The following is a 26453-nucleotide window of genomic DNA, read 5'->3' on the forward strand; positions in this document are numbered from 1 at the left end:
CACTTAGTTTAAAACTCAAATACAATTGAATAAGTGTTTGCCGGTAATAGTTTGTATTTAATTTATTTCCTTAGCTTTGCACGCTATTTTTAAATGAATGCTGGAATTAGCCGCGCTTAAGGAACTTTTAGAACAACCCCGCCGAATTGTCATAACTACCCATCATAAACCTGATGGTGATGCTATGGGCTCGTCGCTGGGTTTATACAATTACCTGATACAGCAGGGCCACCACACCAAAGTGATCACACCGACAGATTATCCCGATTTCCTGGCCTGGATGCCGGGCAACGGCGAGGTGATCATTTATACCGATAACATTCAACAAAGTGCCGAACTGGTTGCCAATGCCGAACTGATATTCTGCCTTGATTTTAATACGCTGAGCCGCATAAATGAACTGGGCGAACTGGTGCGCTCAAGCACTGCGGTAAAAGTAATGATAGACCATCATCTTGAGCCGGAGGATTTCGACGATTACCGCCATTGGGATATCAATGCCTGCGCATCGGCACAATTGGTTTACGATTTTATCGTTAATCAACTTAATAACAAACAACTGATCAATAAGGACGTGGCCACCTGCCTTTACACAGGTATCATGACTGATTCGGCTTCGTTCAAACTTCCGAACACCACATCGGGTGTGCACCGCATAGCGGCCGACCTGATCGACCTCGGCGCCGTTAACTGGCATATTCACGACCTGGTTTACAGCAATATGTCGGAAAATCGCCTGCGTTTTTTGGGCCATTGCCTGAGCAGCAAGCTGGAGGTGTTTCCCGAATTTAACACGACGCTGATAACGGTGAACAAGGAGGAATTGGAAAAATACCAGGTGGAGACAGGCGACACGGAAGGTATTGTGAACTATGGATTATCGCTGGAAGGTGTGCGGCTTACCGCCTTTATCGTTGAACGAAAAGACAAAATAAAATTGTCGTTAAGGTCGAAAGGGGAGTTCCCGGCGAATGAGATATGTAAAAAATACTTTAACGGGGGCGGTCACCGCAACGCTGCAGGAGGAGAATCGACCGATAGCCTGGAAGAGGTGGTCAATAAGTTCAAATTAATTTTACCTGAATATAAAAAACTATTAATACAGTAAATAATGAAAAAAAACTTAATGTTTTTGGTGATTGCAGCGCTTGGATTGGCAAGCTGTAATGGAGGATTTAAACAGGCGCCGGGCGGTTTGTTATATAATATCCATATTGATAAAAGCGGCCCTAAAATAAAAGAAGGGGATTTTATCAGCCTGAATGCCGTTACCAAAACCGACGGCGACTCGGTGCTGTTCAGCAGTTATGAACAAGGGGCTGCATCAAACAGCATCATGCAGAAAAACAGGCCGGTAGGTGACGTGTCGAATATTTTCCAATACCTGGCCGAAGGCGACAGCGTTACAGTAAAAGCCAATATCGATTCGATGGTGAAAAGAGGCATGCGCAAGCCGCCTATAAAAGGAAAATACATCGTTTACGAGATAAAGATCGAGAAGGTGATCTCAAAAGGTACAGGCAAAGATGCTGATAGCAGCTTTAACGGCCAGGTTAAAAAATATATGGCCTCGCAAGTGCAGGCAATGGCAAAACATGAAGATGCAAGTATGAAAAAATATATTACGGATAATAAGCTTAACGGTACAACTACTGCCGACGGCTTATATTACGTGATAAATAAACCGGGCAATGGTGAAAAAGCAGCTGTGGGAGATACTGTAGAATTATTTTACACAGGTAAATTCCTTACAGGCAAGGTTTTCGAAACCAACATTAAGGAAGTAGCTCAAAAGGGGAATAATTATAATCCCGGGTTGCAGTATAAGCCTATACGTGTGCCGGTAGGTGTTAAAAGAGTAATAGCAGGCTGGGACGAGGGATTGCAACTAATGAGCAAAGGCGAAAAAGCAACTTTCGTTATACCTTCAAAACTGGCGTATGGCGAGCAGGGATATTATCCGGTTATAGCTCCATACTCTTCATTAGTATTTGAAGTAGAACTGCTGAATATTATTCACCCAGATCCAAACGCGCCGAAAAATGCGCCCCCGGCGTTGCAGCCGACGGCAAAGCTAAAACCGGCCCATAACTAATTTATCAATACAACCCCCGCTTTTGCGGGGGCTTTTATTTTAAATATGAAAAAAATTGCAGTAGCGCTTTTATCGTTCATGGCTATAAGCGTTGGGTTGAAAGCGCAGGATGGTTTTGTGAAAACGCCGCAGGGTGATCTTGTGAAGAATGTTACCAATAAACCCGGTGATAAAATAAAAGTGAACGATGTGGTGACTTTTAACCTCACCCAGAAAACTGAAAAGGACTCGGTATTGGGGTCAACCTATACGATGGGCCGCCCTATCAAAATACAGGTACAGGAATCAAAGAATGCGGCGGACCTGATGGACATATTCCCCGTGCTGGCCGAAAAGGACAGTGCTTTGGTAAGAATTCCTACCGACTCGCTGTTTAAAGGACACGACGATCAGCGGCCCCCGTTTCTGCCCAAAGGCAGCTACCTGGTATGCCAGGTAAAAATAGAGCGTGTACAGACGCTTGACGATGCCATGGCCGAGCGTAATAAGATCATCGACAGCATGAAAACTAATGAGACCGCCGAACGCAATAAATATATTGCCGATCATAAACTCGTTCTCAAAACAACGGCCTCAGGCCTTCAATATGTAATAACAAAGCCTTCGTTAAAGCACAAACCGCTGGCAGGCGATACCGTATTGGTTAATTACGTGGGTCGGTTTTTAAATGGGCAGATATTTGACACCAGTATTCAAACCGAGGCGGAAAAAGCCGGGCTTAATCAACCGGGCCGTACCTACGAGCCATACAAATTTGTGGTAGGCAAAGGCAATGTGGTTGCCGGCTGGGATGAGGGTTTACTTTTGTTAGGCAATGGCGCAAAAGCAACTTTTGTTATACCATCCAGCCTGGCTTACGGGCAGGAAGGCTACAGCGATATACCCCCGTTTGCCACATTGGTATTCGACCTTGAACTTGCAGGCATAAAGCCGGTAAAGCATACGCCGCCGGCAGCCAAACCGGCCGCTAAAAAGCCGGGGATTAAAAAGCACGCCGTTGCAAAAAAGAAAAGCTGATATAAGGCCTCCGTTGACCGGGGGCTTTTTTATTAACTTTGCCCTATTAAAAATCCGCGCTTTGCAGAGGATTTAGCAGATACCTATGTTACTAACAGACACCCATACTCATCAATATTACCAAACGGACCCGCAAAAAAGGCAGGAGCTAATGCAGCGTTGCCTTGATAATAATATCGGGCGCCTTTTTTTACCAAATGTCGATTCAGCTTCGATGGAATTGGTGTTCAGCCAGGTAGCTGCTTTCCCCGAAAACTGCTTTGCTATGCTGGGCCTGCATCCCTGCGATGTGAAGGAGAACTGGCAGAACGAACTAAAACTGATAGGTGATGCCATCCCGTCTAATAGAATTTATGCCATCGGCGAAATAGGCATCGATCTTTATTGGGACAAAACCACCCTCGACATACAGGTCGAGGCATTTAAGATACAGATCGGTTGGGCAAAGAAGTTGAAATTGCCTATTGTTATCCATTGCCGCAATTCATACGACGAAGTATTACAAGTGCTGAAAGAAGAACAGGATGAAAACCTGCGCGGTATACTACATTGCTTTACCGGTACGGTGGAACAGGCACGGCGGCTTATCGATATGGGTTTTTACCTGGGTATTGGCGGCGTGGTAACTTACAAAAACTCAGGGCTGGATAAAGTGGTGGAACAGATCGATTTGAAACACCTCGTTTTAGAAACAGACTCGCCATACCTAACCCCGGTACCGTTTCGCGGCAAACCCAATGAGAGTTCGTACCTTGTTTATGTAGCACAGAGAGTGGCCGATCTTCACCAGGTAAGTATCGAAACCGTAGCTGATATTACGACCAAAAACTCAAAAAACATTTTCGGGGTTTGAAGCGGCACACGCAAAAATGATATTATTCTCCCTTTATTTTTTTTGCCTAAAGTATTATGACATTGCTTTGTTAAGCACTTAGGGCGACTTTATTTGGAAAAAGCCTTTGCGAAATAACGAAATATCGTTATATGCTAAATTAAATCGCCTGTAAATGCACAGCGATGAAGAATTGCAGGGTGCTGAAAATGAGGTAATAGATATTTTTTCCAGTATAATAAGTAAATTAGGCCATCGCTTATGAAAAAACATTTATTGCTCTGGGTAATAGTTGCCTGTTTTGCTTTTACAGCCAAAGCGCAGGATAGCGTCGTTCACCGGATAATACTGATCGGCGATGCAGGAGAAATAGATAAACAGCAAATGGCCGTACTCGGCTTTGCCGCTAACACCATTATTAAAGACAAGACCACTGTATTATTTCTTGGCGATAATATTTATCCGCGGGGTATGGCCCTGCCGGAAAGCCCTGATACCACGCGAACGCAAAACATCCTGAAGTCGGAATATGGGCCGATGCGAGCTAAAGGCGCTCCTGTTTATTTTCTCCCGGGGAATCATGATTGGGACAGAATGGGTCTGAATGGCCTGGAAAAAATAAAAAGACAATGGGAATATATCGATCAATTGCAGGATTCGCTGTTACGTGTAGTGCCCGAAAACGGCTGCCCCGATCCTTATGAGATTGAAGTTAACGATAAGGTAGTAATTATTGCTTACGATAGCGAATGGTGGCTGTTCCCTTATCACAAAAGTAATCCCGGGGCCGATTGCAGCTGCAACACCAAAAGCGACGTTACTGACCGGCTGAGGGCGCTTTTTTATAAGAACCGCGGAAAATTCATTATACTCGCTTCACATCACCCGTTTCAAAGCTATGGTGTGCACGGAGGAGTATTTTCGGTAAAGGACCATCTTTTTCCGTTAACAGCCGTCAACAAGAACCTGTATATACCCATGCCCGTAGTAGGATCGCTTTATCCACTGCTGCGCACTGTTTTTGTAGACCCCGAAGATTTGGGCCATCCCGAATACAAGGATATGATCAAAAAGATCGGCGGTGTATTTGGCGACTATCCCGACCTGGTCCATGTTGCCGGGCATGATCATGGCCTGCAATTTATTAAGGACGATAAAGGCGAAATACAAATAGTAAGCGGCGCCGGCGCCAAAGAAGTTCATGTAGGAAAGGGAAAAAATTCCTTGTTTGCCGAAGCTGTGCAAGGCTTTGTTACTGCCGACCTGATGGCTGATAACAGTATGAAGTTCACCTACTATACGTATACTGATAAGGGTATGAAGGCTGCGTTTACCTATAGCAAACCTTATGTACCGGTAACGGCTCTAATATCAAAAACAATAACCTCGCCGGTCGCCGATAGTGTCACTGTAAGCGTCCACCCCAAATATGATAGCGTGAGTGGCTTGCACCGGGCTATCTTCGGCGAAAACTACCGTAAGGAATGGGCGGCCAAAGTAAAACTTCCTTATCTTAAGATATCACAACTTCACGGAGGTCTCACTCCCGAAAAGCAAGGGGGCGGTTTCCAGTCGCATTCCTTAAGACTGATCGATCCCGGAGGCAAGGAATGGGTACTTCGTACAGTAGAGAAAGACCCCACTAAACTACTGCCAGAGGAGTTGATACAAACATTTGCATTTGGCTTGCTTGACGACGCCACCAGCGGACAACACCCTTTTGGCGCGTTGATAGTTCCACCTATGGCCGATGCGCTTAATATACCTCATTCAAACCCCGTCATCGGCGTAGTGGCGCCCGATGCTAATTTGGGGCAGTATGCAGGTTTCTATATCGGAAAGGTTTGCCTGTTCGAGGAGCGGGAACCAACTGGAAGATCGGACAATACCGAAAAGATGGAAAAGATGCTGGAGAAGGATAATGACAATCATTTTGACGGGCACCGTTATGCGAAGGCCCGCATGCTGGATGTTATGATAGGGGATTGGGACAGGCACGAGGACCAATGGCGATGGCAGCGCGGGAAAGATGATAATGGTAATTTGATGTATACCGGTGTTCCGCGCGATCGGGACCAGACCTTGTATACACGCGAGGCCATAGAAGATGTTGCCGCCCGGCGATGGATATTGCCGCCTTTACAGGGCTTTGACGGAAAGATAACCGACGTTCGCTATTCTATGTTTAAAAGCAGGTTCATGAATCCGTATCCTGAATCGAAATTTGGTTACACGGAATGGATGAAGATAGCCGCCGAAGTGAAAGCAACCCTTACCGATACTGTTTTTGAGGAGGGGTTACGCAGGCTTCCGTCAGAAATTTACAGGATAAGGCACGATGAACTGATGCGGAAGTTCAAGCAGCGCCGCGAAAACTTCCTGCCTGCTATGGACGAATATTACCGTTTTGCCAACAAGATCGCCGACATCAGGCTCAGCGATAAAAATGAGCAGGTGGAGATTGGCGACGCCCCCAATAATGGGCTGTCGGTAACCGTGATTAAGATTAATAAAAAAGGGAAACTTCGCGATACCTTACTTAAAGCGGCTTACGATCCCGCAATTACTAAAGAAGTAAGATTATTTACTGCCGGTGGCGACGACCATGTGACATTGAATACCAGCCGTACAGATATCAAATTGCGTATAGTTGGCGGCGAAGGACAAAAGGAATACGAAGTAATTGGCGCCAACAACAAGGTAAGGTTGTATGGAAAACCGGCTAATCATACTTTTATTGGCGATTCGACCCGGTTTATTACGCATTTTAATAATGATACGGCGACAACAGCGATCCATAACTCCAATATGTACGATGTGTGGATGCCGCTGCTTACCGCCAATGTAAACCGCGACGATGGCTTTTTGCTGGGGCTCGGCTTTCGGCATACCGGGCAGGATGGATTCCGGAAATTTCCTTTTACCAGCCTGCAGGAATTAATGGTCACCCATTCGTTCAGTACAAATGCATTCAGCATCAATTACAGCGGCACATGGACTAAAGCCGTAGGTAATGCCGACCTGCTTATGCAGGCAATTGTAAAAGCCCCGGATAACACCATGAACTTTTTCGGGCGCGGCAATGGGTCGGTTTATAACAAATCGGCCGATATAGGTTATTACCGCATACGCTTCAATATATATGATCTTAACCCGGCATTGCGCTGGCACACGCACACTGGGGCAACGTTCAGTATAGGGCCGTCGCTCAGTTATTACACCCTCGATCCCGCTGATAATACAGGCAGGCTGATCAATAATCCTTCTGAAGTGGGCTCTTACGATAGCACGACTGTCAGTAAGGACCGGATACACGCAGGCATAGTAATGAATTATATCAGCGACAAACGCAATAACCCTATATTTCCCTCATCGGGCATTTATATTAATGTAAAACTACAGGGTTATGCGGGTTTGAATACGTATTCAAAATCATTCGCGCAGCTCATACCTGAAATTGCCTTTTACCGTGGCATTGGGTCTGATTCAAGGCTGATCATTGCCGAGCGATTGGGAGGCGGTGTTACCCTTGGCCAAACGGCCTTTTATCAATCGTTATTCCTGGGCGGGCAGGGTAATCTGCTGGGTTTTCGTCAAAACCGATTTGCAGGACAGCACATGTTCTACAATAACCTGGAAGCCCGGCTGCGGCTGGGCGATGTGGCCAGTTATGTGATACCCGGCCAATTCGGGCTAAGCGCCTTTTACGATGCCGGCCGGGTATGGAATAAAAATGATCAGTCGGAAACCTGGCACCAGGGCGTGGGCGGCGGGGTGTACTTTGCGCCCGCGGTGCTGACGGTATTGCAAATACAGGCCGGCTATTCCAAAGAGGGCTGGTATCCTTCTTTTTCGCTCCAGTTCAGGTTTTAACAACGGAATAAAGTCTATATTAGTTATCTAATTTTTCGCCGATGAATTATCAGCATATACTGGAGAAAGCAAGTGAATACGTGCGGGGCTATTATAAGGAGCACGGGATGCCTGCGCTCATCTATCATAACCTGCAACATACCGAAGATGTTGTTACAGCGGCAACCCGTATAGCTAATCATTACCAGTTGGATGATGCCGACTTTTTTATTGTGGTGATCTCTGCCTGGTTTCACGACCTGGGTTACATGGTGGATATTATGGCGCACGAAGAAAAGGGCGCTGACATTGCCGCGGAATTTTTAATGAACCACCGCGTAAGTGACAATGATATCCAATTGGTACGCGGCTGCATTTTGGCAACCAAAATGCCGCAATCGCCCAAAACTCTGCTCGAAGAAATTGTTTGCGATGCCGATGTTTTTCATTTAGGTACTGATGATTTCGCCAAAAAAGATAAGCTGATGCACAGCGAGGTTTTTGAACTGTACCACAAGGACCTGAATAAACAGGAATGGCGCCGCAAAACGATCCTTTTTTTAGAATCGCACCATTACTTTACCGAATATTGCAAAGTATTATTGAACGATACTAAAAATAAACACCTGCAAGAGTTGAAGGAAAAGGTAGCCAAAGCCGATAAAAAAACGAACGAAGAATCAACCTCAGCGCCGAAGGAAGCAATTGCCGGCACGCAGGAAGAAATGGCATCACCTAAAAAGAAAAAGAACAGCGAGCGCCCCGATAAAGGCATCGAAACCATGTTCCGGATCAGCTCAAGCAATCACCAGCGCTTGAGCGATATGGCCGACCGCAAGGCGCATATCATGATAACGGTCAACTCTATTATCCTGTCGGCCATTATCAGTTTGGTATTACGAAGGCTAAATGAGTATGGATACCTCATTGTACCATCGTTTATATTGCTGGGCATCAGTGTTGCCGCCATGACATTTGCTATACTTTCCACCCGGCCGTCTATTCCGAATGGTGTTTTTTCGCGGGAGGATGTCGACAATAAAAAAGTGAACCTCCTGTTCTTTGGTAATTTTTACAAGATGAAGCTGGATGAATTTAACTATGGCATGGAACAAATGATGGAGGACAAGCAATTTTTGTACGGCAGCCTGATAAAGGATTTGTATGCGCAGGGAATAGTGCTCGGCAAAAAATATCATTTGCTTCGCGTCTCCTACAATGTCTTTATGTACGGACTCATCATCGCCGTGTTTGCTTTTATCATCGCTTCAGCTTTTTTTAGCCCAAATGCAGCTTTATAAGCATGGCAAACTACCAGTTTTATAACCGCGACCTGAGCTGGCTGTCCTTCAACGGGCGTGTAATGGAAGAAGCGGCAAATGACAAAGTGCCGCTGCTGGAGCGGATCAAATTTCTTAGCATTTTCTCATCCAATCTCGACGAATTTTACCGTGTACGGATGCCGGTACTGCACGCCTTTGAAAAGCTTGGCAACGATGCAAATGATGTATTACAGCAGGCAAAGGATACCATCAACCATCAGCAAAACAGGTTCGGGCAAATATTGAGGGAACAGTTGTTGCCCTTGTTGGGGGAAAGGAATATCCATTTGATATACAATGTTCCTTTTCCACCTGTGGTCGAAAAAGCAGCCAAAGAATATTTCCTTTCCGAAGTGCTTGCATTTTTACAGCCGGCCCAATTAAACAATGGCAGCTCTTTTTTCCCGGGGAATAATAAGCTGTACCTGGTAGTTAATACAGTAGACGTATCAGGCACGGAAGATCTGTACCTGCTTAATGTGCCGTCGGACGAGCTGCCCAGGTTTTTTACGGTAAAGGATGATGGAAAAACTTTCATTGTTCTATTGGATGATATTGTCCGTTATAACCTGGACAGGGTATTTAAAGGAAAGACTATCAGGGGATGCTATAGCATCAAAGTAACCCGTGATGCCGAACTCGACCTGAAGGATGAATACGGCGGCGACCTTTCCGAAGAAATAGAAACTCAGCTGAGAAAGCGCGATATGGGTCTGGCCACCCGCTTTTTGTACGACGCGGACATGCCTCTCCGTACCCTGCAAACTGTAATACAAAAGCTGGCGCTGCAAGATACAATCATGACCATAGGCGGTCACTATCACAACCTGAAGGATCTTTTTTCGTTACCGGTCAGTTTGCCCGGTATGGCTTACGATGCCTGGCCCGCAGTAAACCTGCCCGGGATGGATACGGGGGGCGATATGCAATCAGTGATCAGGAAAAAGGATATCCTCATCAATACGCCCTATCAAAATTACGGCGCTGTTTTAAGGTTTTTTAACGAGGCTGCCGTTAATCCCGATGTGAAAGAAATTTACATTACGCTGTACCGTGTTGCGGCCAACTCGCGCATTGTCAATGCGTTGATAAGTGCCGCAAAAAATGGCAAAGCCGTACAAGTTATGGTCGAACTTAAGGCCCGGTTTGACGAGGCCAATAACCTTAAATGGGCCAAACGGATGAAAGATGCCGGGGTGAAGATAGTTTACAGCGTTACCGCACTTAAAGTGCACGCTAAAGTTGCGCTGGTAAAAACCCAAATTGGCAACCGCATGGTTTATACAGGTTTGCTGGCTACAGGGAATTTCAACGAGTCGACTGCGAAATTTTATACCGATCATGTTCTGTTCACAGCGGATCACGGCCTGCTTCGCGAGGTGGAATTGTTATTTATTTTCCTGGCCAAGCGTAAACGGCCGCAGGCGTTTGAGCCGATAGCATTTGAGCGCCTGCTGGTTGCGGGTTTCAACCTGCAGCAGCGATTTGTTGAATTGATAGACAGGGAGATCGGTAACGCTCGCAACGGGCTGCCCGCCGGCATTACCATCAAAATGAACAACCTGGAGGAACAGGTATTGATCAGTAAATTGTATGAAGCCTCGCAGGCCGGCGTTAAGATATCGCTTATCATACGCAGTATTTGCTGCCTTATGCCGGGAGTTAAAGGCATGAGCGAAAATATAAAGGTACACCGCATTGTCGACCGCTACCTGGAGCACGGCAGGATATTTATCTTTCACAACAAGGGCGATGAAGAAGTCTGGTTAGGCTCAGCCGATTGGATGAACCGCAATATTTATCGCCGGGTTGAAGTTTGTTTCCCAATACTTGACAAAGAGATAAAAAAGCAACTCAAAGCTATTGTCGATCTGTTACTCAGGGATAATATACAGGCAGTTCAGCTGGACGAAAACCTGCAGAATGTAAAAATAAAAACGACAGATCCTGCGATACATGCACAGCAGGAGATCTATAAAATGCTATCTTCTGAATATCGTTAATCGGCTGTTTTTCACCACCATGTCACAAACAGCAGCGAAGTTAACGGCCGTATTTATTTTTATATAAATTTGCCGTATATGCTGCTGCCGCAATTCTTTGATAATCCTTTCCAGGTCAGGCTATCCTTTCATAAGATCATCGAAAGGCTGGAATATATCGCAACCATACAATCACACTATTTTGGTATGGATGTTAAGGCATTGCTGGCCGAAATAAATGCTGTGCCGGAATTGCGGGATGGTATCGAAGATATCTCACAGATCAAAGACAATGCAGGGCTGATCTCGCGCATGTTATCTGAATTATTTCCCGCTCCGCTCAATTTAAACGAAATAAAGGCGGTTACTATTCCTTACCAGGGGCTCACCTTTAACTATACGGAAAGGTTCAGGAGGATAATTGACGATGCAGGGATAGCTTTTGACATGGCCATCCGTGATTTTGATGAACACCAGTTTTATGTAGGAAGCTGTTGCCTTATTCTTAATCAGCTGTACGGTACAAGCGTCGACTTTAGCAAGCCCCTTTTTTACGACATCCCCGCCGCAAACGGCGTTATGAAACATTACCGCATTACGTACAATGCCGACTTCATGGAAGTTGTACCAACTGAAAGGGCTGTTAAAATTACGGAGCAGGATATCAGCCTGCTTTTGGATAATTATGATGACCTTGCTTTATGGAAATCGAAATTTCCCGCAGATAGCTATATTCTGAAAGGGTTTGCATTAGTTACGTTATTTGACGTTACTACGGAAAATGCAGTATCGGCCTTAAAGACAGACTTGCTGGCAAACGCCGATGCACCCGAACTACAGCATACACTCGAAACGGTATTCAGATCAATCTTCAGGTCGCCCGATATCAGGGTTGGTTTCACCTCTTTCCAGAAAGACGAGGGAAAATTTAGCACACTGATCATGGGACGGCGAGTTCAAAGCTTCCTTTTGCCGGATAAGGATGAAGATAGTTGCGGAAAAGTATTTTCAAAGGATACCTATGATAAGCTGATCAAACAAAAAGATAATATTGCCCTTTCGGATCTTTCCGAATTTGTGCGGCAAAATCCCGATAACTACACTGCCGCGCAACTGTACGCGCAGGGCATAAGAAGTCTCATCCTGGCGCCGCTGGTAAAGGATGGCCTGCCTATGGGGATCGTCGAGTTGGTTTCATCAAAAATAAGTGAATTTAATAGTGTCAATGTCCACAAACTGGAGATAGTGATGCCCTTCCTGGTAGATACTGTCGATCGTAAGATCACCGATTTTCAAAACAAGATCGAGGCCGTCATCCAAAACAACTACACCACAATGCACCCGAGTGTAAACTGGAAATTCAGGCGCGAGGCAAAAAACTATATTATCAATGCTAACCTTGGCCTGGCCTATGCGCTAAAGGAGATCAGGTTCAAGCATGTTTACCCGCTATACGGCGAAGTGGATATTAAAAATTCATCTATCACCCGTAACCTCAGCGTTAAGAACGATCTGAAGAATCAGCTTGATGCACTGATGTTGCTGTTGGAACCATTACGCCAAACGGGACAGATAATACTGGCTGAGCAGAGTTTGTACGACCTTCGCGAGTTTATTGACGACCTTGAAAGCGGTATCAAGGCAGACACGGAGCAAAATATCCAGCACTATCTTGAAATACACCTGTATCCGCTGTTGAAAGAAGGCGACATTAGCGACGAACGTACAGCTGGGATCGATGATTATTTTAACCAGACCGACGAAGCGACCGGCGCGTTCTACCTGAACCGCCGAAACTATGAAAAAACGCTTGCCCTGGTTAATGAAAAGCTGGTCAGCATCCTGGATGGCCGCCAGGCCGAGATACAAGCATTTTTTCCGCATTATTACGAACGCTTTAAGACGGATGGTGTAGAGCATAACCTCTATATCGGTACCGCTATATCGCCCGAAGCAGGTTTTGAAATGACCGATCTGCATCGCCTCAGGCTTTGGCAGCTAATGGTGACTGCTGAAATGGAAATAGAACAGCACCGGCTAAAGGACATTCTGCCGTATCACCTGGATGTTACTTCACTCATACTGGTTTTCAGCAATACCATTGCTATCCGCTTCAGGATGGATGAGAAGCATTTTGATATCGACGGCGCTTATAACATCCGGTACGAAGTGATAAAAAAGCGTATTGACAAGGCCCATATAAAAGGCACCTACGAGCGTATAACTCGCGAGGGTACCATAACCGTTGTTTATTCAAAAGCCGGGGAAGAGGCCGAATACCGTGGTTATATTAAGGTTATGCAATCGGCAGGCTTGCTGACCGACAGCCTGGAACACTTTGATGTCGAGGATCTGCAGGGCGTATCCGGATTAAAGGCTCTCCGTGTGGGCGTTTCGTACAATTCTCAAAGCTTTATGTCCGGAAGTTTTTCTTATGAGCAGGTCTATAAACACCTTGATAGCCTGCCGGCTAATTAAAATTCCTATCGCCTGAAATTATTTTATGGACGTGCCTTGCCCGCCGGGCATCTCCCGTTAAACCATCCTGCCAAAAACAAATCCAATCATTGCAGCAGCAAACATGAAGGATTTTTACTACATTCTTGGTACACCCCGCGATGCCGGTCAGCCCGAAATTGAGGCGGCATATCAGAAACTTGCCCGAAAGTTTTATCGTGACGGCGAGGGGCAGGATGAATTTATGGATGCCCATTTCCGCGAAATAGCCGAAGCTTATGATATCCTGCGCGACGCAGTGCGCCGCCGAAAGTATGATGCTGCCTTTAAGCGAAATCAGCAACACGGCCTTGCTGCGTTCAAACTCAAGTATCTTAATATTGCGCTCACGCTTACATTCCTGGCGGTAACGGCGCTTTTTGCCAGCTATGTTATCAGCGCCCTTCGGGGCCGCCCGGCAAAAAGGCCACCTGTAAAAGCTGTTATGCAACAGTCTGCTGCAAGCAAAACGGCCATCGTCCCCAAAAGGCATCGCAAGGCTTTAATGCAGCCGGTCAAAAACCGACTTGCCGCGCCCGGTATGGCAACGGATGATCAGGCAGCGCCAATTAAACCGATTCCTCCCGCTGTGCAAGCCGTGACGCCTGTGCCCGACACAATGGCGTCAGATCAGACGCCGGAACCAGGTTTCCCCACCCTGCATGCCAATATCACAGGTATCGTTTATCTTCATCAATCGGCCGATTATAATTCGCCGGTTATCGCAAAGATACCCGGCGAAACCAGGGTTCAGTTGATGCAGAAAGGGAAGCTCTACTGCAAAATAGCCTTTAATGGGCAGATAGGATACGTGCTCAGCAGTAGTATCAACGGCCGGCCATAACACGCGGCGATGTATGATCTATGGCAAGGGGGTTAGGGTAATTGTCGCTTTGGTCCTCGGCTATAGTGTCCAGGCATTTGAAATCTTTTTCGATCAAAAGATACAGGTCGTTTTCTGTGTATTCGAAACCAACTTTATCAGTGTTTGCCCACTCGTTGGCCATATATTCGGGCATAAATAAAGTGATCTTGCTATTTTCAAATACAGCCGAAAGGTTATGGAGATTGTTTTTTTGAACGGCATAAGTAAATACATGGTTGCCGAAATCAGTTGTTTCTTCTGCATAGCCGTCTTCGGCAAATTGTGCCACATCGCTTTTAGTGAGCCTGAACCTCAATGAATTTCCTTTTATCCTGATTTTCATACTATTTTTAGTTGGACAGATTTGTTACTTCGCCTATAATGATAATGGCTGGGTACGTAAGCTGGTTGCTTTCTGCCAGTTCGGGCAGATCTTTCACCATTCCCCGTACCGACTTCTGATTCGGGAGCGAAGCGTGTTGTATAATTGCCGCCGGCATATTTCCACAGCCGGCTTCAATATATGTTTGGGCTATTTCATCCAGCTTTTTCATGCCCATATAGATAACAACGGTTGCTTTACTTTGTATCGCCAATTGAAGATCCGCCGATAAGCGGCCATCTTTCTTTGTGCCTGTCACTATCCATACGCTTTCGCTTATGGTCCTGTGTGTTAGTGGGATATCCTCCAGGCCTGACGCCTGCATGCTGGTTATGCCGGGGATAAAGCAGGTCTTAATGCCGTTTTCTCTCGCAAAAAGTACTTCCTCAAACCCACGGCCAAATATAAATGGATCGCCGCCCTTTAAGCGAACAACCGTCCCTTTGTTAAACGCAAAGTGCTTTATCAGTTGATGTATCTGTTCCTGCGGCGTATAATCGCCGTATGGCTGCTTGCCAACATATATGTGCTCGCAGCCGTCGGGGGTCAGGCTTAGTAGGTCCTTATTCGCAAGGTTATCATACAATACCGCCTTTGCTTTCTGTAATATCCGGTAACCTTTCACCGTAATCAATTCCGGATCGCCCGGTCCTGCTCCTAATACATATAACTCCGGTATGGTGTCACTTATTTCCTTCATTTTTACTAATTTCTTAAAATCTATGTCGTTTTTTTTACCAAAATCAATCAAAAATTTAATTATATCGGAGATTGAATCTAAAAATATCAATTAAAATTGACTCAAAATCATATTTATTCAATTTTTTGTTATAAAAACATATATAAAACATGACTAAAGTAATAAAAAACATTGGAATAATGATTTTTATTCTCTATAATTGCTATTGTAAATGCAAATAAGGTCGCACTAATTTCATTTACTGGTTTTAAAAGCTTTAACATTTAAAAAATTTGGTATGATCAAACCAACGGTAATTGTAGTTGGGAACGGTATGGTTGGTTATAAGTTTTGCGAAAAACTGGTAGCCAGGTCGGCTGATTTCAATATAATTGTATTTGGCGAAGAACCACGCCATGCTTACGACCGCGTTCACCTGAGTGAGTATTTTAGCGGCAGATCTGCAGATGATCTTTCCATGTCGACGTTCTCCTGGTACCAGGAGAACAATATTACCCTTCATGTCAACGATCCTGTGCTCGAGATAAATCGGCCGGCAAAGACGGTCAGTTCTATGTCTGGTCTTAACCTTAAATACGATTTTCTCGTGTTGGCCACCGGTTCATCGGCTTTTGTGCCGGATATGCCCGGTGTGCAAAAAGAGGGGGTTTTTGTCTATCGTACCATCGAGGATCTGGACCTGATAAAGGCATTTGCCGTAAACGTAAAAATTGGTGCGGTAATGGGTGGCGGGTTGCTGGGTTTGGAGGCTGCAAAAGCTTTGCTTGACCTTGGTATCAGAGAAACCCACGTGATAGAATATGCCCCGCGCTTAATGCCAAGGCAAATCGACTCTGCTGGCAGCGCTATGTTGCAATCAAAACTGGGAGAACTTGGGCTAACCATTCATCTTAATAAAAGTACGGCCTATATAGGCGGCGATCACAATATCAATTCCCTGCACTTTACAGACGAAAGCTTATTGGCGGTAGATATGCTTGTGATATCTGCGGGCATCAGGCCCCGCGATGAACTGGCCAAACTATCGGGCCTGCACACGGGTTCCAGGGGCGGAATTGTAGTTAACGGAAACATGCAAACCAGTGATAGTTGTATTTTCGCTATTGGTGAGTGCGCATTATTCGAAGGCATGGTCTATGGCCTTGTGGCGCCGGGATATGAAATGGCCGATACTGTGGTGAGTCAGCTCACCAACGGCGATAAGTTTTTTCATGGATATGACATGAGCACCAAGTTAAAGTTAATAGGTGTTGACGTGGCCAGCTTCGGGGACGCTTTTATTACAGAGCCCGATTGCCGTACCATAGTCTTTGAGGATACGCACAAAGGTGTTTATAAACGGATCAATATAAGCACGGACGGAAAGCATCTGCTGGGTGGTGTTTTGATAGGCGATGCCGAAGCATACAATATGTTATTGCAAACGGTCAGCAATAAAATTGTTTTGCCGCCCAACCCGGAAGACCTGATACTGGGATTGCGGGGTGGTGCCGAAAGTGAAGGCGCCGGGGTGATGAGCCTTCCAGACGATGCCCTGATCTGCTCGTGTGAAGCGGTAAATAAGTCAACTATATGCTCGTCTGTAACTGACCTTGGAATTACCTCGGTAGACGGTATAAAAAAATGTACCAAAGCCGGAACGGGCTGCGGTGGATGTGTGCCTTTGATCAAGGACCTGGTGGCCGGCACCATGAAAGCCAACGGGCAGTATATCAAAAACGTTATATGTGAGCATTTTAATTATTCGAGGCAGGAGCTTTTTGACCTGGTAAAGATCAACCAGCTTAAAAATTACGACCTCGTGCTCGATCACTTTGGTAAAGGTGATGGCTGCGAAGTTTGCAAACCTGCCGTGGCCAGTATACTCTCGGGTTTGTGGAACGATGTTATTGTCAGGCAGGATACCATACAGGATAGCAACGACCGATTTTTAGCGAATATTCAAAAAGGGGGCACCTACTCAGTAGTTCCGCGTATTCCCGGCGGAGAGATCACGCCGGATAAATTGATCGTATTGGGCCAGGTGGCAAAAAAATACGGCTTATATACCAAAATAACTGGCGGGCAGCGCATAGATATGTTTGGTGCGCATTTGAATGATCTGCCGGAAATTTGGGAAGAACTGATAGACGCAGGGTTTGAAAGCGGGCACGCTTATGGAAAGGCGCTCAGAACGGTAAAAAGCTGCGTTGGCAGCACCTGGTGTCGCTTCGGTTTGCACGACAGTGTGTCGTTTGCTATCGAGATAGAGGAACGGTATAAGGGCATTCGCGCGCCGCACAAGATCAAAGGCGGCGTAAGCGGCTGCATACGCGAGTGCGCCGAGGCGCAGGCTAAAGATTTTGGTGTTATAGCCACCGAAAAAGGCTGGAACCTTTATGTATGTGGTAACGGCGGATCGAAGCCCCAGCACGCACAATTACTCGCGGCGGATATTGACAAGGAAACACTTGTAAAGTATCTCGACAGGTTCCTTATGTTTTACATCAAAACAGCCGAGCCGCTGTCGCGTACGGCAACATGGCTCAATAAGATGGATGGCGGACTTAGTTATCTGAAAAACGTGGTACTAAACGATAGCCTCGGGATAGCTGCCCAGTTGGAAGATGAAATGCAGTCGCTGGTGAACACTTACCATTGCGAATGGAAGGAGGTTGTTAACGACCCTTCGTTACGTAAAAGGTTCAGCCACTTTATTAACGCGCCCGAAGAAAAAGATCCGACGGTGCAATTTGAGTCAATGCGCGAACAGGTAAAAGCTAAATGGTAGCTCGTTTATTGGTGCTGAATACCTGATGAGATAAATAGAATTTTGGTGATAAAGTTTAGAATTTAAAAACTATGGAAGCAACAGTTGCTGTCGAATGGATTTTGGCCTGCTACGCGGACGACGTTCCGGCGAATGGCGGTGCTTGCGTTAAACTAAAGGACGAACAAATAGCGGTTTATAATTTTGCCCGACGCGGCGAATGGTACGCTACCCAAAATTTATGCCCGCATAAACAGCAAATGGTGCTATCGAGAGGTATGATAGGCAGCGCCGGTGAAAGTTGTGAACCCAAAGTGGCGTGTCCATTCCATAAAAACACATTTTCGCTGCTAAATGGGCAGTGCTTAACAAATGGGTCGTACTCCATAAAAACATTCCCGGTAAAGGTAGCTGATGGGAAAGTTTATATTGGACTTGCCTGATATTGAGCAGGCCAGGAAATTTCAATTTGCAACCGCAGGTTGAACCTATTTTATTTGAGAAGAATGACGAAGACCTCGCCGCCGCCCGGCGCGAGGCTTCTTTTACAATTCCTCTGCAGTTAATTCCAGTAGTTTCTCCCGATCATTGATAGTGATCTTCTTGGCTGATGTTTTTATTAGGTCGTCCTTTAACATGTCATTTAAAACCCTGAACACTGTTTCGTAGGTTGCACCGGCATAGGAGGCCAGGTCCTGCCTTGAGAGCTCGATGTTGATGGATCGGTCGGGCCTGGTACCAAATTGGTCCTGTAACGAGACCAATGCCTGTGCAACCCTTCCCTTTACCGACATATGCGCCAGGTTCCGCATTTTCCGTTCCGACTCCTGCAATTCGCTTGCAAAAAACATCATCAGGTTGTAGGTAAAATCAGCATTCACCTTTAAGGACGATTCGAAAAATTCAATATCAAAATAGCAAATAATTCCATCTTCCAGTGCAGTCGCCGAAATAGGATAAATTTTGTTCCCGCCAAGTCCTCTGTGCCCCAAAATAGCCCCGGCAGATGCCAGCCGGATGATCAGCTCTTTATCGGATCCCCATTTTTTATGAACTTTAACAATCCCTTCGTAAACAAAGTAAACGCCTTTCACCTCGTCGCCTTCATTAAATATCACTTCGCCTTTTTTTACCTTAAAATTCTTTTTGTTGGCCGCTATGGCTGGCTCCCATTGTTTTAAACAACCTCGGCACATAAAACAGCTATTTATATCGCATTCGGTCTTGCTTTTTTTCATCTTCAATAGATATCTCCTTATATGCTGTGCTAAAAATTTATTGTATGGACGATTATAGTGATTTTACTGGTTAAAATTATCGGAATTTGGTGTAATAGTAGGCGATTTTTAATTTTTTAATGACTTAAATCATAAAAATTGAGAATTTTTATGATATTTTTTTCATGGAAAGTAATTTTATGTAATCGATTAGTCCAAATTTCATTATAAAATTCACATTATGCTTAAATATTCCTTTACAACTTTTAATAATTTTCTAAAAAATCAGGAATTATATAATATAAATCATAAAAGTGTGTCTATTGTACACTTGTAATTGATATTTTCCATTGCGAGAGCTATATTTATAACAAATAAGTCAACTAATTTAAGTAGTTCATAAATAATTTGGGCCTATGGCGGAAGACAAGACTCAGTAAACATAAAAAAACCCTGCCGGGAGGTCGCATTCCCGGGCAGGGTTAAATAGTTTTTAATCGCTTTAACAAATAAAAAACTAAATCAAATGTACAAAAATGTATTAAACCAATATACAGTTGGGGCAATTCTATTACTTTCATCATGTTTTTCGTCATATAGAGCATCTTCGCAGGTCTCATTGGGAGGTCAACTGCGTACGAGAGCCGAATTACGCGATGGCTACGGTACTTTAGAGCCCATTGGGAATAAAAATGCTGCATTTATCTCTCAGCGAACCCGCCTCACCTTTAATTACAACAGCAGTAAGCTAATTTTTCATACAGCCATACAGGATGTAAGGTTGTGGGGGCAGGATGCCTCTACCATAAGTAGTGCCGATGGTAATAAACTGGAGCTGCACGAAGCCTGGGCCGAATTGATCTTATTCAATAAGAAAGATACTTCTTTTAAAATATCTCCTTTTGACTATTTCGCTATCAAAATTGGCCGGCAAGAGTTGGTTTATGATGACGAGCGTTTGCTGGGAAACCTGGATTGGGCGCAACAGGCACGCCGCCATGACGCTATTGTTTTTAAAATGATAGAAAAAGGTTGGCAGGTAGATATCGGGGGCGCGTTCAATCAGAATACCGATGCCGTCAATTACAATGGCACTTATTACACACCTGCCAATATTCCGGCAACTATTAAAGATAGCAAGGGCAACCTGGTTAATACTCCCGCCGGGCTCATACCCCTGGTCAGCAGTTCAGGAATCAGCGCCAAAAACGGCAACCCGGCATTTGTAAATCCACCAGGCACCAATGGCCTCAATCAAAATTATAAGGCAATGGAGTATTTATATTTCGCTAAGAAAACTGGGAAAACCAGGTTTACAGGCTTGTTTTTGAGCGATCAGTTTGGCAGATATAAACTCGATTCGGTCAAAAATGCGTCCGGTACCGATGTTGGCTACGTGTATGGCCGCCGATTCAATCAGCCCGGAGTAAACTCACGATATACAACCGGACTCTTAATTAACCCCGTATTTGGGAGCAGCAACGAATGGTCGGTAAACGGAGGGTTCTATTACCAGGGCGGGCATGATAAGGACGGCGCTGTTTTAAGTGCTTACACCTCAACCATAGCCATACTTTACAGGTTAGGCGGTGTGAGTTATACAGTGGGTTGGGACTACTTGTCGGGCAATAACTCATTTTCAACTTCAACAACCGATCATCGCTTCGATCCCTTGTATGGCACACCTCATAAGTTTTGGGGTTATATGGACTATTTCTATGCCGGCAGCGGCTCACCATCAGGCGGTTTGAGCAACCCATTCTTAAAAGTGAAGTATATAACAACCGATAAGCGTTTTTCAGCGGAGCTGGCAAATCATTATTTCTACCTCGCTAACGGTCAAAAGGATGTTAGCGGCGCATCGGTAAGTAAATACCTTGGAACCGAATTTGACCTGACAACCGCCTACAAACTTAACAAATTCACTTCGGTCGATTTTGGACTGTCCTATATGGCGGCCACAAGCAGTATGGAATATGCAAAGAACGTTGCACCCGGCAGCGCAAAACTAAGTCCGGTTTGGGCTTACCTGCAATTTAACATACGGCCCGAATTTTTAAATAAGTAACAGAATTTAAAAACTGATAAAGTTTAAATATCATGAAGAATCAATTAACCAAACTCAACATATTTTCCCTCAAAGGCGTGCAGATGCGCACTTTTCACATTACCTGGCTCATGTTTTTTGTGTGCTTCTTCGGGTGGTTCGGTCTTGCGCCGTTGATGCCGACCATACGGGCCGAACTGCATTTGACCAAAGGGCAGGTAGGTAATATTATCATTGCCTCCGTGACTGCCACAATTGTTTCCCGTTTAATTATCGGCAAATTGTGCGACACATGGGGGCCACGGAAAACGGCCGTCAGGTTGCTGTTGATCGGCTCGGTGCCGGTTTTTTTTGTGGGACTTGCGCACAGCTATACAACTTTCATTTTGTTCAGACTGGCGATTGGCATTATAGGAGCATCCTTTGTGATTACTCAATTCCACACATCGATGATGTTTGCCCCTAAGATCAAAGGCACTGCAAATGCTATTACCGGCGGCTGGGGTAACCTGGGCGGGGGCGTAACCAATATGGTAATGCCTTTGATATTTGCTGCTATTGTGGGCTTTGGTTATACCAAAGCCGATGCATGGCGCTATGCGATGATCGTACCCGGAACAATGATGCTCATTATTGCTTATATCTATTATAAGTATACAAAAGACACGCCAAACGGTAACTATGATGAGATCGGGCATAGTAAAAAGCAAGCCAAAACGGATTGGTCGGTTTTAATAGATTGGCGTATTTGGGCGTTGACGATAGCTTATGCCATGTGCTTTGGCATGGAGATTACCTTTGATAATGTTGCCTCGCTCCATTTTGTCGATTCTTTCCATCTTTCGCAAAGCACAGCAGGTTTTTGGGCGGGGATATTCGGTTTCATGAATCTGTTTGCGCGTGCGCTGGGCGGTATAGTGTCGGATAAGGTCGGCGGCAAATTCGGCATGAGGGGGAAAGGCCTTTTACTTGCCGGTGTGCTGTTGCTTGAGGGCTGCGGGCTCATCCTGTTTGCTGCGTCGGGTACATTGATCATGGCTATCGTCTCCATGCTCACGTTCGCTTTGTTCCTCAAGATGTCTAATGGTGCAACTTATGGCATTGTGCCTTTTGTTAACACTAAAAATGTCGGGCTGGTAAGCGGTATCGTCGGTGCGGGGGGCAATATGGGGGGTATGCTTTTTGGTTTCCTGTTCAAGTCATCAGCCATTACTTATGTACAGGCATTCACCCATATCGGTTATGGGGTAATTGCGGTGGCATTGATCGTCCTGATAACGCGGTTTCACAGGCAGCAAGCCGCGGAAGAGGCCGCCGAACCAAGGGAAATTTTAGTGCAGAGTGTAGCCTGAAGGTAAAATAAAGTTAGATAAATGCCGGTAAAAAAACAGCATATACAAACATCCACAACAACCTGCTGCTATTGCGGGGTTGGCTGCGGCGTCCTTGTGCACAAGGATAAGAGTGGCAACCTAATGGTTGAAGGTAATAAGGAGCATCCCGTTAACAAGGGGATGCTTTGCAGTAAAGGGCTTAACCTGCATTATACGGTGAATGACAGGTCGGACCGGCTGCTTTACCCGCAAATGAGATACAACAAAAATATGCCTATGGAACGGGTTGGCTGGGATGAGGCGCTTGACCGGACCGCCGCCGTCTTCAAAACCTTTATTAACAAGTACGGTCCCGGTTCGGTTGCGTTTTATGCTTCGGGCCAATGCCTTACCGAGGAGTACTATGTGATCAATAAACTGATGAAGGGATTTATAGGCAGTAATAATATTGATACCAACTCGCGGCTTTGTATGAGCAGCGCCGTTGCTGCTTATAAAATGGCTTTAGGTGAAGATAGCGTTCCTGTTTGTTATGATGATATTGAACTGGCTGATTGTTTTTATGTTGCCGGCGCGAACCCTGCCTGGTGCCATCCTATTTTGTGGCAAAGGGTAGAGGCACATAAAGCGGCTAATCCGCATATCAAAATAATCGTCGTCGATCCGCGGGCCACTGATACCTGCGGAATTGCCGATTTGCACCTGCAGATAAACCCAGGCACTGATATCACGTTGAATCACGCTATTGGCAGGATATTAATAGAAAATGGCGACATCGATCTGAATTTTGTCACCGATCACGCTGAAGGCTTTGAACTGTACAGTGCACAGGTCTTCCGGAAAAGCATTGCTGAATCTGCAAAGATATGCGGAGTGAGCGAACAAGACATCCGTTTAGCTGCCGGCTACATCGCCGAAGCAAAAGGCTTTATTTCGATGTGGACAATGGGCCTTAATCAAAGCTCGGTTGGGGTTAATAAAAATTTGAGCCTGATCAATCTTAACCTGATAACCGGTCACATTGGCAAGCCGGGATCGGGGCCTCTGTCTTTAACCGGCCAGCCAAATGCTATGGGTGGCCGTGAAGTAGGTGGCCTGGCAAATTTGCTGCCCGCTCATCGCGACCTGGAAAACCCGCTGCATCGCGAAGAGGTGCAAAAATTTTGGGGCGGGACGGTTATCGACCCTAAACCTGGCTTAACGGCAACCGAGATGTTCGAAGCGCTAAACGAGGGCAGTCTAAAGGCGATTTGGATACTTTGTACCAATCCGTTGACCAGCCTGCCTAATGTTCGCCTGGCCGAAGAGGCCTTAAAGAAGGCCAAGTTTGTTGTTGTGCAGGAGATAAGCAATAAACCCGAAAGCCTGGCTTATGCTGATGTGATACTGCCTGCGGCCGCCTGGGCCGAAAAGGAGGGCACAATGACCAATTCCGAACGCCGTGTTAGTTATTTGAATAAGATAGCAGACGCGCCGGGCGAGGCATTGCCCGACGCAGAGATCGTATGCCGTTTTGCCCGGAAGATGGGATACAACGGATTTAACTTTGATTCAGCCGCTGAAATATTTGATGAGCATGTAAAATTGACCGCCAAAACCAATATGGATATGAGTGGCCTTAATTATGCCTTGTTGAAAGAGCACGGTGCCTTACAATGGCCATATAAAAAGAAGGCAGGTGCCGCCGGAACGCCGCGCCTGTTTACCAACAGGCGATTTTATACCGCGTCGGGAAAGGCAATAATATATTCCATAGCTGATGCAAATACCAGCGAAGAACCAGATGTTAATTTTCCTTTTATTCTCACCACCGGTCGTATCCGCGACCAATGGCATACCATGACCAAAACCGGTAAGGTAAACAAACTGAACCAGCATTACAGCCAGTCGTTTGCAGAGATACACCCGGCAGACGCCTCGGCGCTGCAAATAGGAGAAGGCGATATTGCTGTGATCGCATCGCGCCGTGGCGAGATCAGGGTAAAAGCCAAGCTATCAGCTCAAATTAAGAAAGGAGTAGTATTCGTGCCCATGCACTGGGGTAAGATATTAGGAAACGACTTAAACCGGGTGAATAATATTACGTCCGACCGTGTGGACCCGATCTCCAAAGAGCCCGATTTTAAATATTGTGCGGTTAGCATAGCTAAATATAAAAAGCCTTTTCAACGTATTGTAGTGATCGGCGCCGGCGCCGGTTCCTATGGTTTTGTCCGGTCGTATCGCACACTTAATCCGGACGATACGATAACCATCTTCAGCAAGGAAAACTACCCTTTTTATAACCGGGTAATGCTGCCGGATTATATCAGTGGCGAACAGCAGTGGGAGCAATTGGTGAAGATGAAAGATGAAGAGGAGCCGGGGTATAACATACGCTTATTAAGGGGGGTGGGCGTTGAGAAAATAGACAGGGAGAAGAAGCAGGTAACCGATTCAAGGGGAATACGAACAGATTATGACGTTTTAATTATTGCCACAGGCAGCAGGGCAGCCGTGCCTAAAAATGTGCCAAAACTACCCGGCATATTCACTATGCGTAACCGCACCGATGCCGATAATTTTAAAAAACATACTCCGCCAAACGCTCACGTGGTAATAGTAGGCGGCGGTTTATTGGGTTTGGAAATGGCAGCATCGCTAAGGGAAACCGGCGCTAAGGTCACTATTATACAACGCACATCGGCTTTCCTGAACCGGCAGCTTGATGCGCTTGGCAGCCAGCTTTTGCACGAAGAAATGGTCGACCAGGGTTGCGATATATATTATGATGACGAGGTGCAATTATACTACGGGCGGTCGAAACTAACCGGTGTCAGTTTAAGAAGCGGCCGTAAGATCAACTGCGATGCCATGATACTGGCTATTGGCACCACTCCTAACCTTGAACTAGCAAAAGATTGCGGGCTCGACTGCCGCAGAGGAGTTTTGGTTAATGAACGTATGCAAACCAGCGACCACGATATCTATGCGGTCGGTGAGATCGCTGAGTTCAATGGTATGTTGTATGGCATTACTGCTGCTGCCGAACAGCAGGCGGAGGTAGTTTCCGCCTACTTGAACGGAGATATCGCCAGCTATTACAAAGGGAGTTTGCTGATGAATATTATCAAGATCCATGGGTTCGACCTTTGCAGTATCGGGATACCTGAATGCCCCGACGACAAGGCGTATGAAGAGGTTGTTTTTATTGATAAAGCCAAACGCTATTATAAAAAATGTATCATCCACCAGGACCGCCTGGTGGGGGCCATTTTGATAGGGGATAAAGCCGAATTTTTGGAATACCGCGGGCTTATTACCAATAAAACCGAACTGAGCGAAAAAAGGCTGCAATTACTGCGCAGCGGTAAAAAGGTCGACCCGGTACTTGGCAAACTGGTGTGTAGTTGCAATAACGTAGGCAGCGAAAATATCCGGAAAAAAATAAGTGGCGGGTGTACGGACATCCATGATCTTTGTAACGCAACCGGCGCAGGTACCGGTTGCGGGTCGTGCAGGCCCGAGGTAAAACGCCTCCTCGACGAGGCATTGCAAAATATGGCGGCTACAATTAATTAGGC

Annotated in this window: 17 protein-coding genes; 14 read left to right on the forward strand and 3 right to left on the reverse strand. The window is 45.7% G+C overall.

Annotated features, from left to right (window positions below):
• Positions 1-97 precede the first annotated feature (97 nt).
• The 9 genes from VL525_RS07810 to VL525_RS07850 all read left to right on the forward strand — a co-directional run bounded on the left by VL525_RS07810 (position 98) and on the right by VL525_RS07850 (position 14440).
• A complete protein-coding gene (locus VL525_RS07810; RefSeq protein ID WP_325385111.1) occupies positions 98-1108 on the forward strand; it encodes a DHH family phosphoesterase in 1011 nt (336 codons plus the stop codon).
• Positions 1109-1111: 3 nt separating this feature from the next.
• A complete protein-coding gene (locus VL525_RS07815; protein WP_325385113.1) occupies positions 1112-2095 on the forward strand; it encodes an FKBP-type peptidyl-prolyl cis-trans isomerase in 984 nt (327 codons plus the stop codon).
• A 45-nt stretch (positions 2096-2140) separates the two neighbouring features.
• Positions 2141-3112, forward strand: a complete 972-nt coding sequence (locus VL525_RS07820; RefSeq protein WP_325385115.1) for an FKBP-type peptidyl-prolyl cis-trans isomerase — start codon at positions 2141-2143, stop codon at positions 3110-3112.
• A gap of 85 nt (positions 3113-3197) precedes the next feature.
• The gene (locus VL525_RS07825) at positions 3198-3965 is read left to right on the forward strand and encodes a TatD family hydrolase (protein ID WP_325385117.1); all 768 of its coding nucleotides are present in this window, start codon (positions 3198-3200) and stop codon (positions 3963-3965) included.
• Positions 3966-4205: 240 nt separating this feature from the next.
• The gene (locus VL525_RS07830) at positions 4206-7817 is read left to right on the forward strand and encodes a BamA/TamA family outer membrane protein (protein WP_325385119.1); all 3612 of its coding nucleotides are present in this window, start codon (positions 4206-4208) and stop codon (positions 7815-7817) included.
• A 41-nt stretch (positions 7818-7858) separates the two neighbouring features.
• Positions 7859-9097, forward strand: coding sequence for a Pycsar system effector family protein (locus VL525_RS07835; protein ID WP_325385121.1), 1239 nt, complete (start codon positions 7859-7861; stop codon positions 9095-9097).
• 2 nt (positions 9098-9099) lie between these two features.
• Positions 9100-11121, forward strand: a complete 2022-nt coding sequence (gene ppk1, locus VL525_RS07840; protein ID WP_325385123.1) for a polyphosphate kinase 1 — start codon at positions 9100-9102, stop codon at positions 11119-11121.
• Between the two features lie 78 nt (positions 11122-11199).
• On the forward strand, positions 11200-13578 hold the full coding sequence (locus VL525_RS07845; protein ID WP_325385125.1) for a GAF domain-containing protein: 2379 nt from the start codon (positions 11200-11202) through the stop codon (positions 13576-13578).
• A gap of 103 nt (positions 13579-13681) precedes the next feature.
• Positions 13682-14440, forward strand: a complete 759-nt coding sequence (locus tag VL525_RS07850; RefSeq protein ID WP_325385127.1) for a DnaJ domain-containing protein — start codon at positions 13682-13684, stop codon at positions 14438-14440.
• Here the strand turns inward: VL525_RS07850 and VL525_RS07855 are convergent.
• Positions 14424-14804, reverse strand: coding sequence for a DUF7009 family protein (locus VL525_RS07855; RefSeq protein ID WP_325385129.1), 381 nt, complete (start codon positions 14802-14804; stop codon positions 14424-14426). The two genes, VL525_RS07850 and VL525_RS07855, sit on opposite strands and share 17 nt — an antisense overlap.
• Before the next feature lie 7 nt (positions 14805-14811).
• The gene (cobA, locus tag VL525_RS07860; RefSeq protein WP_325385131.1) at positions 14812-15543 is read right to left on the reverse strand and encodes a uroporphyrinogen-III C-methyltransferase; all 732 of its coding nucleotides are present in this window, start codon (positions 15541-15543) and stop codon (positions 14812-14814) included.
• Between the two features lie 277 nt (positions 15544-15820).
• On the opposite strand from cobA, the gene nirB reads away from it, so the two are divergent.
• Positions 15821-18313, forward strand: coding sequence for a nitrite reductase large subunit NirB (gene nirB, locus VL525_RS07865; protein ID WP_325385133.1), 2493 nt, complete (start codon positions 15821-15823; stop codon positions 18311-18313).
• Between the two features lie 71 nt (positions 18314-18384).
• A complete protein-coding gene (nirD, locus tag VL525_RS07870) occupies positions 18385-18735 on the forward strand; it encodes a nitrite reductase small subunit NirD (protein WP_325385135.1) in 351 nt (116 codons plus the stop codon).
• Between the two features lie 102 nt (positions 18736-18837).
• On the opposite strand, the gene VL525_RS07875 is transcribed toward nirD, so the two are convergent.
• Positions 18838-19488 (reverse strand): Crp/Fnr family transcriptional regulator, encoded by a 651-nt coding sequence (locus VL525_RS07875; protein ID WP_325385137.1) that lies wholly within the window; start codon positions 19486-19488, stop codon positions 18838-18840.
• Positions 19489-20035: 547 nt separating this feature from the next.
• Here VL525_RS07875 and VL525_RS07880 point away from each other — a divergent pair.
• Genes VL525_RS07880 through VL525_RS07890 form a run of 3 tightly spaced genes read left to right on the forward strand, consistent with a single transcriptional unit; the run spans position 20036 to position 26451 of the window.
• Positions 20036-21577 carry an alginate export family protein gene (locus VL525_RS07880; protein ID WP_325385139.1) on the forward strand — a complete coding sequence of 514 codons (1542 nt, stop codon included), beginning with the start codon at positions 20036-20038 and terminating at the stop codon, positions 21575-21577.
• 32 nt (positions 21578-21609) lie between these two features.
• A complete protein-coding gene (locus VL525_RS07885) occupies positions 21610-22908 on the forward strand; it encodes an MFS transporter (protein ID WP_325385141.1) in 1299 nt (432 codons plus the stop codon).
• Between the two features lie 21 nt (positions 22909-22929).
• Positions 22930-26451, forward strand: a complete 3522-nt coding sequence (locus VL525_RS07890) for a molybdopterin-dependent oxidoreductase (RefSeq protein ID WP_325385143.1) — start codon at positions 22930-22932, stop codon at positions 26449-26451.
• The last annotated feature ends 2 nt before the right edge of the window (positions 26452-26453 follow it).

Source organism: Mucilaginibacter sp. (assembly GCF_035492695.1).
In the GTDB taxonomy this organism is placed as follows: domain Bacteria; phylum Bacteroidota; class Bacteroidia; order Sphingobacteriales; family Sphingobacteriaceae; genus Mucilaginibacter.